The sequence below is a fragment of the Methylobacterium sp. WL69 genome (assembly GCF_008039485.1).
In the GTDB taxonomy this organism is placed as follows: domain Bacteria; phylum Pseudomonadota; class Alphaproteobacteria; order Rhizobiales; family Beijerinckiaceae; genus Methylobacterium.
In genome coordinates, this window is sequence record NZ_VRUZ01000035.1 from 1 (window position 1) to 15,076 (window position 15,076).

14 protein-coding genes are annotated in these 15,076 nt (G+C 69.3%); 8 read left to right on the forward strand and 6 right to left on the reverse strand.

Annotation, left to right across the window (positions count from 1 at the left end; all coding sequences use genetic code 11):
- Positions 1-126 precede the first annotated feature (126 nt).
- On the forward strand, positions 127-537 hold the full coding sequence (locus FV218_RS11670) for a DUF3597 domain-containing protein (RefSeq protein WP_056096183.1): 411 nt from the start codon (positions 127-129) through the stop codon (positions 535-537).
- A gap of 899 nt (positions 538-1,436) precedes the next feature.
- Complete coding sequence (locus FV218_RS11675) at positions 1,437-1,676, forward strand: hypothetical protein (protein ID WP_147709828.1); 240 nt, start codon at positions 1,437-1,439, stop codon at positions 1,674-1,676.
- A 136-nt stretch (positions 1,677-1,812) separates the two neighbouring features.
- Here FV218_RS11675 and FV218_RS11680 read toward each other — a convergent pair whose 3' ends face one another.
- The 3 genes from FV218_RS11680 to FV218_RS11695 all read right to left on the reverse strand — a co-directional run bounded on the left by FV218_RS11680 (position 1,813) and on the right by FV218_RS11695 (position 3,613).
- A complete protein-coding gene (locus tag FV218_RS11680) occupies positions 1,813-2,010 on the reverse strand; it encodes a hypothetical protein (RefSeq protein WP_147709829.1) in 198 nt (65 codons plus the stop codon).
- A gap of 390 nt (positions 2,011-2,400) precedes the next feature.
- Positions 2,401-2,658 (reverse strand): hypothetical protein, encoded by a 258-nt coding sequence (locus FV218_RS11690; RefSeq protein ID WP_187273032.1) that lies wholly within the window; start codon positions 2,656-2,658, stop codon positions 2,401-2,403.
- A 61-nt stretch (positions 2,659-2,719) separates the two neighbouring features.
- Entirely contained in the window at positions 2,720-3,613 is an 894-nt protein-coding gene (locus FV218_RS11695; protein ID WP_147709832.1) for an ATP-binding protein, read from the reverse strand.
- Between the two features lie 569 nt (positions 3,614-4,182).
- Between FV218_RS11695 and yajC the strand changes: the two genes are divergently transcribed.
- From yajC to FV218_RS11725, 6 genes are all read left to right on the forward strand, one after another.
- The gene (gene yajC, locus FV218_RS11700; protein WP_056096195.1) at positions 4,183-4,518 is read left to right on the forward strand and encodes a preprotein translocase subunit YajC; all 336 of its coding nucleotides are present in this window, start codon (positions 4,183-4,185) and stop codon (positions 4,516-4,518) included.
- Between the two features lie 61 nt (positions 4,519-4,579).
- Positions 4,580-6,187, forward strand: coding sequence for a protein translocase subunit SecD (gene secD / locus FV218_RS11705; RefSeq protein ID WP_147709833.1), 1,608 nt, complete (start codon positions 4,580-4,582; stop codon positions 6,185-6,187).
- A 42-nt stretch (positions 6,188-6,229) separates the two neighbouring features.
- Entirely contained in the window at positions 6,230-7,177 is a 948-nt protein-coding gene (gene secF / locus FV218_RS11710; protein ID WP_056096199.1) for a protein translocase subunit SecF, read from the forward strand.
- A gap of 3 nt (positions 7,178-7,180) precedes the next feature.
- Entirely contained in the window at positions 7,181-7,567 is a 387-nt protein-coding gene (locus FV218_RS11715) for an MTH938/NDUFAF3 family protein (protein WP_056096202.1), read from the forward strand.
- Positions 7,564-8,445 (forward strand): phytoene/squalene synthase family protein, encoded by an 882-nt coding sequence (locus FV218_RS11720; protein ID WP_147709834.1) that lies wholly within the window; start codon positions 7,564-7,566, stop codon positions 8,443-8,445. The genes FV218_RS11715 and FV218_RS11720 overlap by 4 nt, the downstream gene beginning before the upstream one ends.
- A gap of 485 nt (positions 8,446-8,930) precedes the next feature.
- A complete protein-coding gene (locus FV218_RS11725; RefSeq protein WP_147709835.1) occupies positions 8,931-10,415 on the forward strand; it encodes a PAS domain-containing methyl-accepting chemotaxis protein in 1,485 nt (494 codons plus the stop codon).
- Positions 10,416-10,822: 407 nt separating this feature from the next.
- Here the strand turns inward: FV218_RS11725 and FV218_RS11730 are convergent, their stop codons facing one another.
- From FV218_RS11730 to FV218_RS11740, 3 genes are all read right to left on the reverse strand, one after another.
- Positions 10,823-12,484: a methyl-accepting chemotaxis protein gene (locus FV218_RS11730; protein WP_147709836.1), complete on the reverse strand. Its 1,662-nt coding sequence runs from the start codon at positions 12,482-12,484 to the stop codon at positions 10,823-10,825.
- A 43-nt stretch (positions 12,485-12,527) separates the two neighbouring features.
- Positions 12,528-13,517 (reverse strand): cytochrome c peroxidase, encoded by a 990-nt coding sequence (locus FV218_RS11735; RefSeq protein WP_246685081.1) that lies wholly within the window; start codon positions 13,515-13,517, stop codon positions 12,528-12,530.
- Positions 13,518-13,965: 448 nt separating this feature from the next.
- Positions 13,966-14,889 carry a manganese catalase family protein gene (locus FV218_RS11740; RefSeq protein ID WP_056096212.1) on the reverse strand — a complete coding sequence of 308 codons (924 nt, stop codon included), beginning with the start codon at positions 14,887-14,889 and terminating at the stop codon, positions 13,966-13,968.
- Positions 14,890-15,076 lie beyond the last annotated feature (187 nt).

Below are 15,076 nucleotides of genomic sequence, written 5' to 3' on the forward strand. Positions count from 1 at the left end.
GGGCGGTTCTGCCGCGGACCGCGCGGGTCCCGGGCGCCGGTCACGGGAACGCGAGCGGTCGGCCCCCGTTATCCCCCCGCCGCGGCCACCGGGCCGGCGGCGGCACCAGAATCGGGATACCGTACCATGAGCCTCCTCGGCAGCATCGTCAGCAAGATCCTCCACCCCTTCGGAGGCGGCGACGCCCAGGCCAAGCCCGCCGACGCCCCGGCCTCCACCGGCAGCTCCGATGCCCCCGCCTCGACCGGCACGGCCACGGGCGGGTCCGTCGCGGCCGGCTCCGTCGACGTCGAGGAGGTGCTGAACGGCATGGCCGCCAAGAACGGCCAGAGCCTCAACTGGCGCACCTCCATCGTCGACCTGATGAAGCTCCTCGACCTCGACTCGAGCCTCACCGCCCGCAAGCAGCTCGCCGACGAGCTCCACTACACCGGCGACAAGGAGGATTCCGCCTCCATGAACGTCTGGCTGCACAAGCAGGTGATCAAGAAGCTCGAAGAGAACGGCGGCAAGGTCCCGGCCGACCTGAAGGATTGATTTTTTCGACCGGGTCCGCGGCGTCGTCGCGCCCGAACCGTTAAGGCCCGGTCGCCCCTGTGGCGGCCGGGCTTTTTTGCGTTTGGCGAATCGGACGGCCGCTCGACCTCGAACGCGATCCCGAGCCCCGGATGCGGGGCGGAGCAGGATCGCGAACCCCATCGGCACGATCCGGCACACGAGGCCGCTGCCCATCGTCCGCGGGCAGGGCGATGGCATCTGGAGTTTTCCCGGTGCGCGGACGAGGGGGCGTAGAGCTTCGCATGACCGCGCCAGACTTCCTCTCCTGAAAGGCAGCGCGATCGCAGATGAGCCATGACCGGCCCCGTCTCCTTCCGGGCTACCGCATTCACCCATCGGGCGGTTAGCGCGGGTCCCCTCTCCTGAAAGGAGAGGGACAGGGTGAGGTGTGCGAACTCTCCGGAAAGGTCCCACACCTCACCCCAACCCTCTCCTTCCAGGAGAGGGAGCCCGTCGCGACCGTTCGAAGCGCCGTGCTTCTCTGATCGAGCGCCGAGAAAACGCATCTGCGATCGCCCTGCCCGGAAGGAGAGGGACAGGGTGAGGTGTGGGACTTTTCCGGAGAGTCCACGACCCTCACCCCAACCCTCTCCCAAACAGGAGAGGGGCCCGTCGCGGGTGTTCGAAGCCTCTTGGGTCTGTTCGAGCGTCGAGAAAACCCATCTGCGATCGCCCTGCTCCGCAGCGGGAGCGTGCGAATTTCGGCGGAACGGCTCCGTCCGATGTACGGTAACGTACAAGATTCATCGTCCTCGACTTGGTCTCGCCGCTTTCACTCCTTTTCTTATGACGCATTCCGTATTATAAATATTGGGCGTAAGCCGAAAGTGGCGACCGAATTGTTCTGAGATTTTCAGCGATAAACCTGGTTTCGGCAGATGAAGCACATTGCGGAAACGAACAACGATAATAAAAGATGTCGGGAAATAATCAGTCGTATTGCGGCGGAACTCGGCTGCTCGACGGAATTTTTTCTTGAGGAATCGTTGAATGAGTTGGATCAGACCTCGGAACTGCTGAAGCTATGGCTGTCCATCGATAATATTCAGGACCGTGCAAAAGTCCTGACGTATGCGCGGACGATCGCGGCACAGATTCCGCCTTCGAAAGCGGCCTAGGGACACGCGTCAAGCGCCGCATCGGGGTCCGTCCCAAACGCCCGCTGCGCCGTGGCGTCCACGGGCGCGAACCCGCCGGGCTCGGGCGTTTCGTGAGGCACGCCAAGCCCCCTCCGGCCTCGCCGATCCCGCGACCTCACTTCGCACACGCGATTCTCGGGGCGTGGCGCGCCGCGTCTTCGGCGCGCGCGTCCCGTTGCGCGGCTTCCTGTCCGAGTTGCCACAGGAGGGCGCGCGTCATGGCGATCATGGCCGGCGTACCGGTCTCGACGACGGCGGCATTCGCCCTGAGACAGGCATCGACCATGGCACCGAATTTCTTGTCGTCACCCATGTTTTTCAGCCTTCTATTGAAGACCTAACATGCCGAAATCACTTTAAGTTGCAATGAATCATCGCGAAGTACTGATCGTTTTTAAGACAATATTCCATCAATTGATGGGTTTGTGCGAATTCGAGAAGTTCGATTGTGCACAACTTGAGGATTTTCATCCTGAATGGCGATGAAGTTCTTGTGGTGCTCCGGCGGCACGCCATCCATCGCGGCGAAAGTTGCGGCGGCGCCGGCCTGTTCGCCCCGTAAGCTGTCCGAACCGGTCACGGGTGACCCCGCGCGGACGGCCGGGCCGCCGATCGATGATGGCGGGGGGCGAAGGGTCCGTTCGACGCTCGCGGGCGCGCCACCCCTCCGCGAACGCCGCCGTCCGGGGCGCCGCGCGACCGATCAGGACCGGGTCAGGAGGCGGTTCTGGCGCAGGTCGAGGTGGTGGGCGATGAAGCGGCCGAACGGCGCCGTGGCCTGGCTCCGGCGCCGCCGTGCGAACGTCCCGTGGACCCGCTCCAGGGCCAGGATCCGCTCCGTCGGCGTGGAGCAGGACGCCTCGAGCACGTCGAGGGCGGCATCCACCGTCGCGATCATCGCGGAATCGGTGATCGCCGAGGCGGCATCGATGGCGTGGACGCAGAGGCGGACGGGTTTCATCCGCACGGTATCGCACATCGGTGTGACGGTCCGATACGGGGGGACCGATAGGGGCGCCGGCTCACGCCAGCCGCTGCCCCAGCCGCCCCGCCAGGTCCTGGATGTACTGGAACGCCGTGCGGCCCGAGCGCGAGCCGCGGGTGGTGGCCCATTCCAGGGCCTCGGCCCGGACGGTGTCGGGGTCGGCGGTCAGGCCGTGGCGGGCGACGTAGGCGCGGACCATGGCGAGGTACTCGTCCTGGCTGCACTTGTGGAAGCCGAGCCACAGGCCGAAGCGGTCGGACAGGGACACCTTCTCCTCCACGGCCTCGCCGGGGTTGATGGCCGTGGAGCGCTCGTTCTCGACCATGTCGCGGGCGAGCAGGTGCCGGCGGTTGGAGGTGGCGTAGAACAGCACGTTGTCGGGCCGGCCCTCGATGCCGCCGTCCAGCGCCGTCTTGAGGGACTTGTACGAGGTGTCGTCGCCGTCGAACGACAGGTCGTCGCAGAACACGATCCAGCGGTGCCCATCGCCCCGCAGGGTCGCCATGAGGTCGGGCAGGGCCTCGATGTCCTCGCGGTGGATCTCCACGAGTTTCAGGGGAAGGGCGTCGCCGCGCTCCGCGTTGATCTCGGCGTGCACGGCCTTGACCAGGGACGACTTGCCCATGCCGCGGGCGCCCCACAGCAGGGCGTTGTTGGCCGGCAGGCCGGCGGCGAAGCGCCGGGTGTTCTCGGACAGGGTGTCGCGGGCCCGGTCGATGCCCGTGAGCAGGCCGATGGCGACGCGGTTGACGCGGGGCACCGGGATCAGCCGGCGCTCGGGCCCCCACAGGAAGGCGTCGGCCGCCGTGACGTCCACCACCGGCCGGGCCGGGGGGGCGGCCCGCTCCAGGGCGGCGGCGATGCGCTCCAGCACGGGCAGCAGATCGGGGTGAAGGGGTTCGTGCGGGGCCGGGTCGGCGGGCGTGGTCATGGGATGTCTCCGGGCGGGCGCGCATCCTCTTACACCAGTCGGTGCGGGCGGATCGCCGTCCGAAACGCTTTTCGCCGGAGGAATTCCGGAGGCGGCGCGGGTCCCCTCTCCTTCCAGGCTACGGCATTCACACATCTCGCGGGATGCTCGGGTCCCCTCTCCTGGAAGGAGAGGGACAGGGTGAGGTGTGGGACTTATTCGGAGAGTTCGCACACCTCACCCCAACCCTCTCCTTCCAGGAGAGGGGGCCTGTCGCGCCTGATGCCGGCTCATTGCGGCTCTCGATATCAGCCACCGGGCGGATGTGTGAATCCAATAGCCTTCCAGGAGAGGGAGCACCCGCGCGTCGCTCTGAGGGTAGAGATCCAGCTGTGACGCACTCCGCAAGGCGAAAGGCTTCGAAAAATCAGGGTCGCGGGGGGAGGGGGCTTGCGCCCCGGACCGTTTCGCCCCAGGCCCACGCCGTTGCTTTCACTTAGGCCGTGGCTATAGTCCGCGCGCTTTTTCGACAGGCCCGCACGCCCCCTCGCCCGAGGGGATCGGGGCCGTTTCCTTGAGGAGTCACGCGCTTGATCACCCCCGCCTTCGCGCAAGGGGCCGCCGCGGCCGCTGGCGGAGCGGACATCGCCTTGCAGGTGGTGCCGTTCGTCCTCATCTTCGTCATCATGTACTTCCTGATCCTCCGCCCGCAGCAGCGCCGCGTGAAGGAGCATCAGAGCATGGTCAAGAACGTGCGCCGCGACGACACCGTCGTCACCACCGGCGGCATCGTCGGCCGCGTCACCAAGGTCGCCGACGACGCCTCGGAGATCGAGGTCGAGATCGCGCCCAACGTCCGCGTCAAGGTCGTCCGCACCATGATCGCGGAGGTCCGGGTCAAGGGCGCCCCGGTCAAGGCCGCCTAGGACCACGCCCGAGGGGCCGGCGTCCCGTGCCGGCCCCGCCATCGAGACACAGGACCGGCGGATGCTGCGCTTTTCGCGAACCAAGATCGTCACGACGCTGGCCGTCATCCTCATCGGCCTGAGCCTCGCCGTGCCGAGCTTCTTCTCGGCCGATCAGCGCAAGGGCTTCATGGCGGGGCTGCCGGGCTGGTTCCCGAGCTGGATCGTGCCGACCCGCGCCATCGTCCTCGGCCTCGATCTGCAGGGCGGCTCGCAGCTCCTCCTCGAAGTCGACCAGAACGAGCTCGTCGCCTCGCAGGCGAAGGCGCTCCGCGACGACGTCCGCCGCATCCTCCAGCAGGAATCGGCCCGGGCCGAGGGCGGCATCCAGCTCCTCCAGCGCGGCGTCCAGATCCGCATCCCCGACGCGGCGGCGCGGGCCAAGGTGCTGCCGAAGCTGCGCGAGCTCGCCCAGCCCATCGCCAACCCCCTCGTCGGCCAGGGCGCCGGCCGCACCCTCGACATCACCGAGCAACCCGACGGCGCCGTCCGCCTCGTCCTGACCGATGCGGGCATCACCGAGCGCACCCGCCGCGCCGTGAGCCAGGGCATCGAGGTCATCCGCCGCCGCCTCGATTCCACGGGCACCACCGAGCCGTCGATCCAGCAGCAGGGCGCCGACCGCATCCTGATCCAGGTGCCGGGCGAGCAGAACCCCGAGCGCCTCGAGAAGCTCCTGGGCAGCACCGCCAAGCTCGAATTCCGCATGCTGTCCGACTCGCCCTCGGGCGACGTCGACCTGCTGCCGTCCAAGGACGAGAAGGGCGCCAAGGTCCCCGTCGAGCGCCGGGTCATGGCCGATGGCGGCGACCTCACCGACGCCCAGCCGGCCTTCGACCATCAGACCCAGGAGCCGATGGTCAGCTTCAAGTTCAACCTGAAGGGCGCCCAGCGCTTCGGCCAGGCCACGGCCGAGAATGTCGGCCGCCGCATGGCCATCGTGCTCGACAACGAGGTGGTGTCGGCGCCGCGCATCAACACGCCCATCACCGGCGGCTCGGGCCAGATCACCGGCAACTTCACCGTGGCCCAGGCCAACGACCTCTCGGTGCTGCTCCGCGCCGGCGCCCTGCCGGCGAAGTTCACCGTGGTCGAGCGCCGCGTCGTCGGCCCCGGCCTCGGCCGCGATTCGATCCAGGCCGGCAAGCTCGCGACCCTCGTCGCCGGGGCGCTGGTCATCGTGTTCATGTTCGCCACCTACGGCGTGTTCGGCTTCTTCGCCAACATCGCCCTCATCGTGCATGTCGGCCTCATCCTCGGCCTGATGTCGGTGCTCGAAGCCACCATGACGTTGCCCGGCATCGCCGGCATCGTGCTCACCATCGGCACGGCGGTGGATTCCAACGTGCTGATCTACGAGCGCGTGCGCGAGGAGGTGCGGGCCGGCCGCTCCATCGTCTCGGCCCTGCAGGCGGGCTTCGACAAGGCCTTCGCCACCATCATCGATTCGAACTCGACCATGGCCATCGCCGCCCTGATCCTGTTCTTCCTCGGCTCCGGCCCGGTGAAGGGCTTTGCCGTCGTGTTCATCCTCGGCATCCTCACCACGGTCATCACCGCCGTGACCCTGACCCGCATGATGATCGCCCTGTGGTACAACATCGCCCGGCCGAAGGCCTTGCCGTTCTGAGAAGAACTCCCGTTCGGCCCTGAAACGAATCCGAGACCGATCATGCGTCTGCTCCGCCTCTGGCCCGACGAATCGCATTTCGACTTCATGCGCTTCCGGCGGTTCACCTTCCCGCTCTCGGCGTTCATGTCGGTCGCCACCGTGATCCTGTTCCTCACGGTCGGCCTCAACTTCGGCATCGACTTCAAGGGCGGCACCCTCGTCGAGCTCCAGGCCAAATCCGGCACGGCCGATGTCGGCGCCGTGCGCCATACGGCCAACGGGTTCGGCTTCGGCGAGACCGAGGTGCAGGAGCTCGGCGGCCAGGGCACCATCCTGGTGCGGTTCCCGCTCCAGGCCGGCGAGCAGGGCCAGACGGCGGTGATGCAGAAGGCCCACGCCTCCTTCGACGCCGACTACGAGTTCCGCCGCACGGAGACCGTGGGGCCGCGCGTCTCGGGCGAACTCGTCCAGTCCGGCACCATCGGCGTGGTGCTCTCCGTCCTCGCCGTGCTGTTCTACCTGTGGTTCCGGTTCGAGCGCGAACTCGCCCTCGGGGCGATTGTGGGCACCCTCCACGACATCGTGCTCACCATCGGCATCTTCGTCATCACCCGCATCGAGTTCAACATGACCTCGATCGCCGCGATCCTGACCATCGTGGGCTACTCGCTCAACGAGACCGTGGTGGTGTTCGACCGGACCCGCGAGCTCATGCGCCGCTACAAGACGATCCCCACCGTCGAGCTCCTCAACCTCTCCATCAACTCCACCATGTCGCGCACGGTGATGACGGCGACCTCCGCCTTCCTGTCGCTGCTGGCCCTGGTGCTGTTCGGCGGCGAGGCGATCAAGGGCTTCGCCATCGTGATGCTGGCCGGCGTCGTCATCTGCACCTACTCGGCGATCTTCGTCTCGACGCCGGTGCTGATCTACCTCGGCCTCATGCTCTCGGGGGTGAAGGCGCAGGCCGCCCGGCCGGGCGGGCGCGTGCCGCAGGCGGCGGAGTAGCGCATGGCAGCCGGCAGCCTCCACGACGGCTACGTTCCCGGCCGCCACATCATCGACGCCTACGGCAATGGCGGCTTCCGCTTCGCCGAGATGTCCCATCGCGGCTCGATCCTGATCCTGCCCTCGGGCATCCGCGCCTGGGACCCGGTGGAGGCGAAGGCCATCGACCGCAATGCCCTCCGGCCCGTGGTGGCGGAGGGGGCGGGGATCGAGCTCCTCCTCGTCGGCACCGGCCTCGACATCGCCCCCTTCCCCGACGGCCTGCGGCGCTGGCTCAAGGAGGCCGGCATCGGCCTCGACGTGATGCAGACGGGCGCGGCGGCGCGGACCTACAACATCCTCATGGCCGAGAACCGCAAGGTCGCCGCCGCCCTGGTGGCGGTCGCATGACCGACACGGACACCCGCCCCGGCACGGCCGGCGGCCTCGCCTTCGCGTTCGGGCATTGCGAGGCCCTGGTGAAGGCGGGCGACCCCGACCGCTACTTCGCCACCCTGTTCGCCCCGGCGGCGTTCCGGCCGCACCTGTTCGCCCTCGTCGCCTTCAGCCTCACCATCGCCCGCACCCGCGAGGCGGCGTCCAACCCCATGGCCGGCGAGATCCGCCTGCAATGGTGGCGCGACGCCCTCCAGGGCGAGGCCCGCGGCGACGTGAAGGCCAACCCCGTGGCCGCCGCCCTCGACGACGCCATCGTCCGGCGCAAGCTCGGGCGCCAGCCCTTCGTCGACCTCATCGATGCCCGGGTCTTCGACCTCTACGACGACCCGATGCCGCGGGTGAACGACCTCGAGGGCTATTGCGGCGAGACCGCCTCGGCCCTCATCCGCCTCGGCGGCCTCGTCCTGTGCGACGGGGCCGAGCCCGGCGGCGCGGCGGCGGCCGGCCATGCCGGCGTCGCCTACGGCATCACCGGCCTGCTGCGGTCCCTGCCGTGGCACGCCCGCGGCGGACAGGTCTATCTCCCGGCCGACATCCTCAAGACCTACGGCGTCACCCGCGAGGACGTGGTGACGGGCCGCGGCGGCCCCGGCCTCGTGCGCGCCTGCGCCGACCTCCGGGCCCTGGCCCGCCGCCACCTCGCGGCCTACGCGGCCGCCCGCGGCACCATCGCCCCGGCGGCGCGGGCCGCCTTCCTCCCCGTTGCCCTGGTGGAACCCTACCTCGCCGCCATGGAACGGCCGGGCTACGACCCGCTCAACACGCTGATCGAGATCCCGCGCTGGCGGCGGTTGTGGCGGTTGTGGCGGGCGTCGCGGGGAGCGGCCTGAAGAATCCCGGTCGCCGCGGCCCTACGGGGCCGGGTGTGGCAGCGCGCCTCCGTACCGTCTCCCGATCGCGACAGACCGAGCGGTCGCGGCCGGCTTCGTCGCCCTCCGGGCCGGGCGATCCCCGATGAGGGTGGCGGTCTGAAACTGCCGCAGAAATCCGCTGCCGAAGAGGCGGAGTCCCCGCTGCGCATCCCTTCGCCCCTCGGCGATCGGCATGAGCCCCCGAACGGATCGGACGAAACCGGATGAGACGATCGCCCGACCTGCGCCCGCTCGGCGCCGGGGGGGGCACCGGTCGCCCTCCGGCGACTCTCTTTTGGTGCGCAATTTTCGCATTTTGGTTGAGTCTGGATGCAAAATAAACATCGTATTAAGTGGCCATCGGCGATTGTGACGTCCGTTGATCCGCTTGGGTAGAACAGATCAAGACATCGTGTCGGTCTGTTGCCGCGTTGCCTGTCGGATATCCATGAAGGCAGGTTCAGATGTTCTTCAACAAGATGGACAACGCGAAAACGGATGCGGCGGCGAAGATCGCCGCCATCGAGCGATCACAGGGCGTGATCGAATTCGATCTCGACGGCACCGTCCTCCGCGCCAACGAAAACTTCCTGGCCGTGCTCGGCTACGGTCCGGACGAGGTCGAGGGCCGGCATCACAGCCTGTTCGTCGCGCCCGAGGTCCGGGACAGCCCGGCCTATGCCGCGTTCTGGGAGAAGCTCCGGGGCGGCGCGTTCCAGGCCGGGCAGTTCGGACGCATCGGCAAGGGCGGGCGCAAGGTCTGGATCGAGGCGTCCTACAACCCCATGCTCGATGCCCGGGGCCGGCCCTACAAGATCGTCAAGTTCGCCACCGACATCACCGACCGGACGGCACGGGACGCGGATCGGCAGGGGCAGATCGAGGCCATCGACAAGGCGCAGGCGGTCATCGCCTTCGACCTCGACGGCCGGGTGACGGAGGCCAACGCGAACTTTCTCGCCGTCGTCGGCTACACCCTGGAGGAGATCGCCGGGCAGCACCACAGCCTGTTCGTCGAACCCACCCTGCGCGACAGCCCCGCCTACGCCGCCTTCTGGGCCGGTCTGCGCCGGGGCGAGCACCAGACCGGACAGTTCAAGCGCCTCGGCAAGGGCGGGCGCGCCGTCTGGATCGAGGCGTCCTACAACCCGATCCTCGATGCCGAGGGCCAGCCGACCCGGGTCGTGAAGTTCGCCACCGACATCACCGCGCAGGTCGCGCTCCTGGCCGACCTCGAACGGCTCATCGAGCGGAATTTCGGCGCCATCGACCAGGCCGTCCTGCACTCGTCCGAGGAGTCGCGCGCCGCGTCCCAGGCCGCCGGCACCACCGCGGGCAACGTGCAGACCATGGCGGCGGCGGCCGAGGAACTCGCCGCCTCCGTCGAGGAGATCGCCCACAGCATGAGCAAGGCCCGGACGGCGACGGACGCGGCCCGCGCCCAGGTCGACGCGGCCGGCACCCTGACCCAGCGCCTGACGACGGCGGCGACGGCCATGACCGGCATCGTGGCCCTGATCCAGACCATCGCCAGCCAGATCAACCTGCTGGCCCTCAACGCCACCATCGAGGCGGCCCGGGCCGGCGAGGCCGGGCGCGGCTTCGCCGTGGTGGCGCAGGAGGTCAAGAACCTCGCGGCCCAGGCCGCCCGGGCCACGGACCAGATCGCCCGGGAGATCGACAGCGTGCAGGCCGCCTCCGACGAGGTGGTCGGCGCCCTCGGCACGATCCAGGGCTCGGTGGGGACCATGCGGGACTACGTCGTGAGCACGTCCGCCGCCGTCGAGGAGCAGAGCGTGGTGACCCGCGAGATGTCGTCGAGCATGCAGGAGGCGGCCGACGCCGTCCGCGCCATCTCGCGGAACGTCACGACCATCGCGGCCTCGATCGGCGACGTCTCGCGGGCCGTGGACACGACGAAGGCGGCCGCCCGCGTCCTGGCCCGGTGAGGCGGGCGGCGCCCCGGAAAGGAGAGGGACCCGCGCTTTACCCCCGTGGCGCGGTGACGGGCTGACCGGCCGAGCCGATGGGCCGGAGAATCGTGTCGTACCGTCGCCGTCCAAGCAGTTCGGTTGAACCGGCCGATCGCTGCAAGATGCGGTGAGGCACGGGTCCCCTCTCCTGGAAGGAGAGGGACAGGGTGAGGTGTGTGACCTATTCGGAGATGTCCCACACCTCACCCCAACCCTCTCCTTCCAAGAGAGGGGGCCTATCGCGCCTGATGCCGGCTCATTGTGGCTCTCGATATCAGCCACCGGGCGGATGTGTGAATCCGATAGCCTTTCAGGAGAGGGAGCGGGGAGCGACCCCTCGATCCGAAGTGATCCAAGCCGAAGTGATCCGAGCCGGCCCCGGCTCAGGCGGCCCGGACGTTGCCGAGGAACTGCTCGATCTCCGCGTGCAGGGTGCGCGACTGGCCGGCCAGGGCGTCGGCGGCCGTGGCCACGGCCGCGGCGACGGTGCCGGCGCCCTCCGCCGCCCGGGCGACCTCGGCGATGTCGGCGGTGACCCGGTCGGTCCCGGCCGAGGCCTCGGACATGCGGCGCACGATCTCCCGCGTCGTGGCGCCCTGCTCGGCGATGGCGCCGGCGATGCCCGTCGTCACCCCGCTCATGGCGTGGATCTGCTGCGTGATGTCGGCGATGGCCCCGGCCGCCCCGCCCGTCGCCGCCTGGATCGCCGCGATCTGACGGCCGATCTCCTCGGTGGCCCGCGCCGTCTGCGAGGCGAGTTCCTTGACCTCGGCGGCGACGACGGCGAACCCCCGGCCGGCCTCGCCGGCCCGCGCCGCCTCGATGGTGGCGTTGAGCGCCAGGAGGTTGGTCTGGCCCGCGATGGTCGAGACCAGGCCGACCACGTCGCCGATCCGGGTCGCGGCCTGGGACAGGGCCGCCATGGTCTCCCCCGTGCGGGAGGCGGCGTCGACGGCCGTCGACGACATCCCCGACGCCTGCGCCGCCCGCCGGCCGATCTCCCCCACCGTCGCGCCGAGGTCGTCGGCCGCCGCCGCCACGGCGGTGACGTTGCCGGCCGTCAGCTGCGCGGCGCTCGCCGCGCTGGTGGAGCGCTGCGCCGTGCCCGCCACGGCCTGCCGCAGGGTGCCGGACGCGCCCTGCAGGCCCGTCACCGCCTCGGCGACATGGGCGACGATCCCGCCGACGGAGCGCTCGAACCGGTCGGCGAGGTCGCGCAGGAGGGCGCGCCGGGCCTGTTCCTCCCGCAGGCGCGCGGCCTCGGTGGTCTCGAGCTGCCGCGCCGCCTCCGCCAGGGACATGTCGCGGATCGCCACCACGGCCCGGGCGATGGCGCCGATCTCGTCGCGGCGAGTCGCGGCGGCGAGGTCGACGGTCGTGTCCCCGCCGGCGAGGCGGGTGGCGTCGGCGGTCAGCCGCACCAGGGGCCGCGCCAGGGTTCCGGCGAGCCACCAGGCCTTGGCCGCCCCGGCGAGGACCATGCCGGCCCCGAGGCCGAGCATCGCCCACAGCTTCCGGGCCGTCGCCGCGCGGGTCGCCGCGATCCCGGCCCGAGCATCCTCGGCGGCGAGGGCCACGGCCTCGTCGAAGCGGCTCCGCAGGCGCCGGCCCTGCTGGGTCATGCGCTCCAGGGTCGGGACCTCCCGGGCCGCCCGGAGGCCGAGGAGGATCTCCGCGTCCCCGCGCCACCGCCCCGCCTCCGTCTCGGCGCTGCGGGACAGGGCCCGCATCCGCTCGGACAGGGCGGCGTCCGTCAGGCGCCCGAGCAGGGCCGTCAGCCCGTCGCCCGCCGCGCGGAACTCGGCGGCGATGGGCGCCATGTCGAGGAGGTCGGTCATGGCGCTCACCCGCGCCACCAGGTCCTCCATCCGGCGGAACCGGTCGCGGGCCGCCCGGCTCACCTCGTTGGCCTCGGTGGTGCGCTCGGCGAGGCTCGCCAGATCGTCCACGGCGCCGAGGCCGATGAGTCCGGTGGCGCCGGACAGGAGGCCCGCCAGGACCATGAAGCCGAGGAGCGGAAGCAGGATCGTGGAGCGGATCGACATGGTGGGGGCGCGGTCCCGTCTCGGAATCAGGTCGGGGGAGTCTTCAGTTCGGCAGGTTCGGCAGGGCGGTCTGGGTCTGCTCCGCCGTCAGGGAGCGCAGGAAGGCGATGAGGTCCGTGCGCTCCTCGGGGCGGAGGCTGAGGGGCCGCATCAGCGGCGATTTCGAGGGCCGCGCCAGGCCGCCGCCCTCGTAGAAGGCGACGATCTCCTCGAGGTTGGCGAACTGGCCGGCATGGCCGAAGGGCGCGCGGTAGGTCAGGTTGCGCAGGCCCGGCGTCTTGAAGGCGTGCTTCGCCAGGGGCGCGTCGGGCTCGAAGGCGGCGCGGCCGGGATCCTTCGTCGGGAGGCCGAGGTCGTGGAAGCGGTTGTCGGTGAAGTTCCACCCCGTGTGGCAGGCCGCGCAGCCGCCCTTGCCGGTGAACACTGCAAAACCCCGCTGGGCCGCGGGCGAGATCGCCGCGGCGTCGCCCTCGACCCAGCGGTCGAACGGCGCCCAGCCCGACACCACCGTCCGCTCGTAGGTGGCGATGGCGGTCAGGATGGTGTCCTGGGTGACGCCGACCCCGGGAAACAGCCGGCCGAACCACGCCGCGTAGTCCGGCGTGCCCTTGAGGCGGGCGATGATCTCGGGGAACTTGCCGTCCATCTCGGCATCGGCCGTGATCGGCCCCATGGCCTGGGTCTCGAGGTCGGGGGCGCGCCCGTCCCAGAACAGGATCGGAATCCAGGCGGCGTTCAGCACCGTCGGGGCTTTTCGCGCGAGGGGCTTGTTCGTCGCCCCGATGGCGCCCGGAACCGGGACCTCGAAGCCGAAGGACGGGTTGTGGCAGCTGGCGCAGCTGAGGTTCTGCTTGCCGCTCAGGCGCGGATCGAAGAACAGCATCTTGCCCAGCGTCGCCACCTGCGGCGAGAACGGCGCGGTCTCGGGGAACGGAATCGCCGACGGCCGCCGATACTGGGCCTTGAGGGCGTCGAGGTCATGGGCGCCGGCGCGGACGAGGCCGAGGGAAAGGAAGCCGACCGTGAACAACACGGCTCTCTGCACCAACGACATGCCGGGTTCCTGCATAAGACCTCCGATCGACACATCGGAAGCGCGATTACTTCATGCCTTCACCCATACGGAGCGATATTTTAAGGAACCGTGAAGCAAAGAACCGATGAATTCGGGTTTGTCTTGATGTTTCATGGCAAGATTAGAAACACTGTTCGTGAGAACTCGGATCGGCGGCGCTGGATTTCGGTTTGGACCGGATGGGTGACCGCCGATGCGGTGGTTTGTCGAGGGCAGCATTCGCCCGGCATGAGGTTTCGCAAATCCTGTCGCCTGTCTTCGAAGTCGTCCGCGTCGCCGGGGATTGCACGAGCCGGCGCACCGAAATCGGTGCCTCCAGGGCGGCGGTCCGGTCCGCGAACGCGAAAAGGGCGGCCCCGAAGGAGCCGCCCCGTATCCGTCACCCGTTCGGTGCGCCGTCCTGGCTTCAGCGCGCCTTGAGGGTCAGCTTCTTGGCGATCTCGAACATCTCCTCGGGGGCGTAATCCGGGGTGAAGGCGGAGGGCACGCCCGTGAGCTGGTGGATCTTGCCGCCGTCGGGCATGCCCTCGACCACGGAGAGTTCGCCCGGGGGATCGCCCGGCAGGGCCATCTCGCCGTCGCCCCAGATGCCGGCCATCTCCTTGTAGTCGTTCGGGCTGAAGGTATAGAGCCGGCGGTGCGAGCCCTCCTGCAGGTACTTCTGACACTCGGGGATCTTGTCGAGGTTGATGTTCGGGGTCGGCAGGAATTTTTCCAGCTCGACGCCGGTGATCTTCTTGAGCGCCAGGGCGTAGGCGTGGGCGTGGACCGAGCCGCGCACGAGCAGGTAACCGCAGACCTCGCGGCCCGTCGGGTCGGTGAGGGTCTCGTAGACCCGGAGCTTGTGCAGGCGGGCGCCGCATTCGAGGTGGAAGTTGTGCAGGAGGTCGACCACCACGTTGCCCGTGGTGGTGATGAAATCGTTGTTCCACGAGGCGCCGTTGGAATTGACGGGCGTCACGCCGCCGCCGTTCGACAGGAACGCCGCCGCGAGGCGGATGTCCTTCATGTCCTCGAACGGCGCGCCCGAGATGTCGCCGCCGTCGCCCTTGTCGCCGTCGTTGTCGGGGCCGTTGTTGAGCATGGCGACGCCGTTGCTCACGAGCTCGACGTGGCCGAGCTCCTCGGCCGTGATGGCGGCCACCAGGCTATAGAACGGGCGCAGCTTCGACTTGCTGCGGAAGTTGAAGCTCTGGAACATGTAGTTGCCCAGGGTCGACATCTCGCCGTACTTGCCGCCCAGCAGTTCCTGCAGGGCCGCGGCCGCGTTGGGATCTTTCCGCTTCGGCGCGGGAAGCTCGGCTTGGAGTTTGTCGACGCGCATGAACATGGGATGGTCTCCGGTCGGGCTGGAAGGCGTCTCGGGGGAACCGGGCCTGCCCGGTCCTGTTCCGCCCTTGCGCCATGATCACGCAGGACCGGCCACGCTTGGAACCTTCCCGCCGGGGCAGGCGAAGCGGCGGTCCCGCCCCCGGGCCGGGCCGGGGTGTCCCGCCCGCAACTGCCTCTGAATACAT

Coding starts and splice junctions, on each gene's coding strand:
- FV218_RS11670 (WP_056096183.1), top strand. CDS start 127: ATGAGCCTCCTCGGCAGCATCGTCAGCAAGATCCTCCACCCCTTCGGA.
- FV218_RS11675 (WP_147709828.1), top strand. CDS start 1,437: ATGAAGCACATTGCGGAAACGAACAACGATAATAAAAGATGTCGGGAA.
- FV218_RS11680 (WP_147709829.1), bottom strand. CDS start 2,010: ATGGGTGACGACAAGAAATTCGGTGCCATGGTCGATGCCTGTCTCAGG.
- FV218_RS11690 (WP_187273032.1), bottom strand. CDS start 2,658: ATGAAACCCGTCCGCCTCTGCGTCCACGCCATCGATGCCGCCTCGGCG.
- FV218_RS11695 (WP_147709832.1), bottom strand. CDS start 3,613: ATGACCACGCCCGCCGACCCGGCCCCGCACGAACCCCTTCACCCCGAT.
- secD (WP_147709833.1), top strand. CDS start 4,580: ATGCTGCGCTTTTCGCGAACCAAGATCGTCACGACGCTGGCCGTCATC.
- secF (WP_056096199.1), top strand. CDS start 6,230: ATGCGTCTGCTCCGCCTCTGGCCCGACGAATCGCATTTCGACTTCATG.
- FV218_RS11715 (WP_056096202.1), top strand. CDS start 7,181: ATGGCAGCCGGCAGCCTCCACGACGGCTACGTTCCCGGCCGCCACATC.
- FV218_RS11720 (WP_147709834.1), top strand. CDS start 7,564: ATGACCGACACGGACACCCGCCCCGGCACGGCCGGCGGCCTCGCCTTC.
- FV218_RS11725 (WP_147709835.1), top strand. CDS start 8,931: ATGTTCTTCAACAAGATGGACAACGCGAAAACGGATGCGGCGGCGAAG.
- FV218_RS11730 (WP_147709836.1), bottom strand. CDS start 12,484: ATGTCGATCCGCTCCACGATCCTGCTTCCGCTCCTCGGCTTCATGGTC.
- FV218_RS11740 (WP_056096212.1), bottom strand. CDS start 14,889: ATGTTCATGCGCGTCGACAAACTCCAAGCCGAGCTTCCCGCGCCGAAG.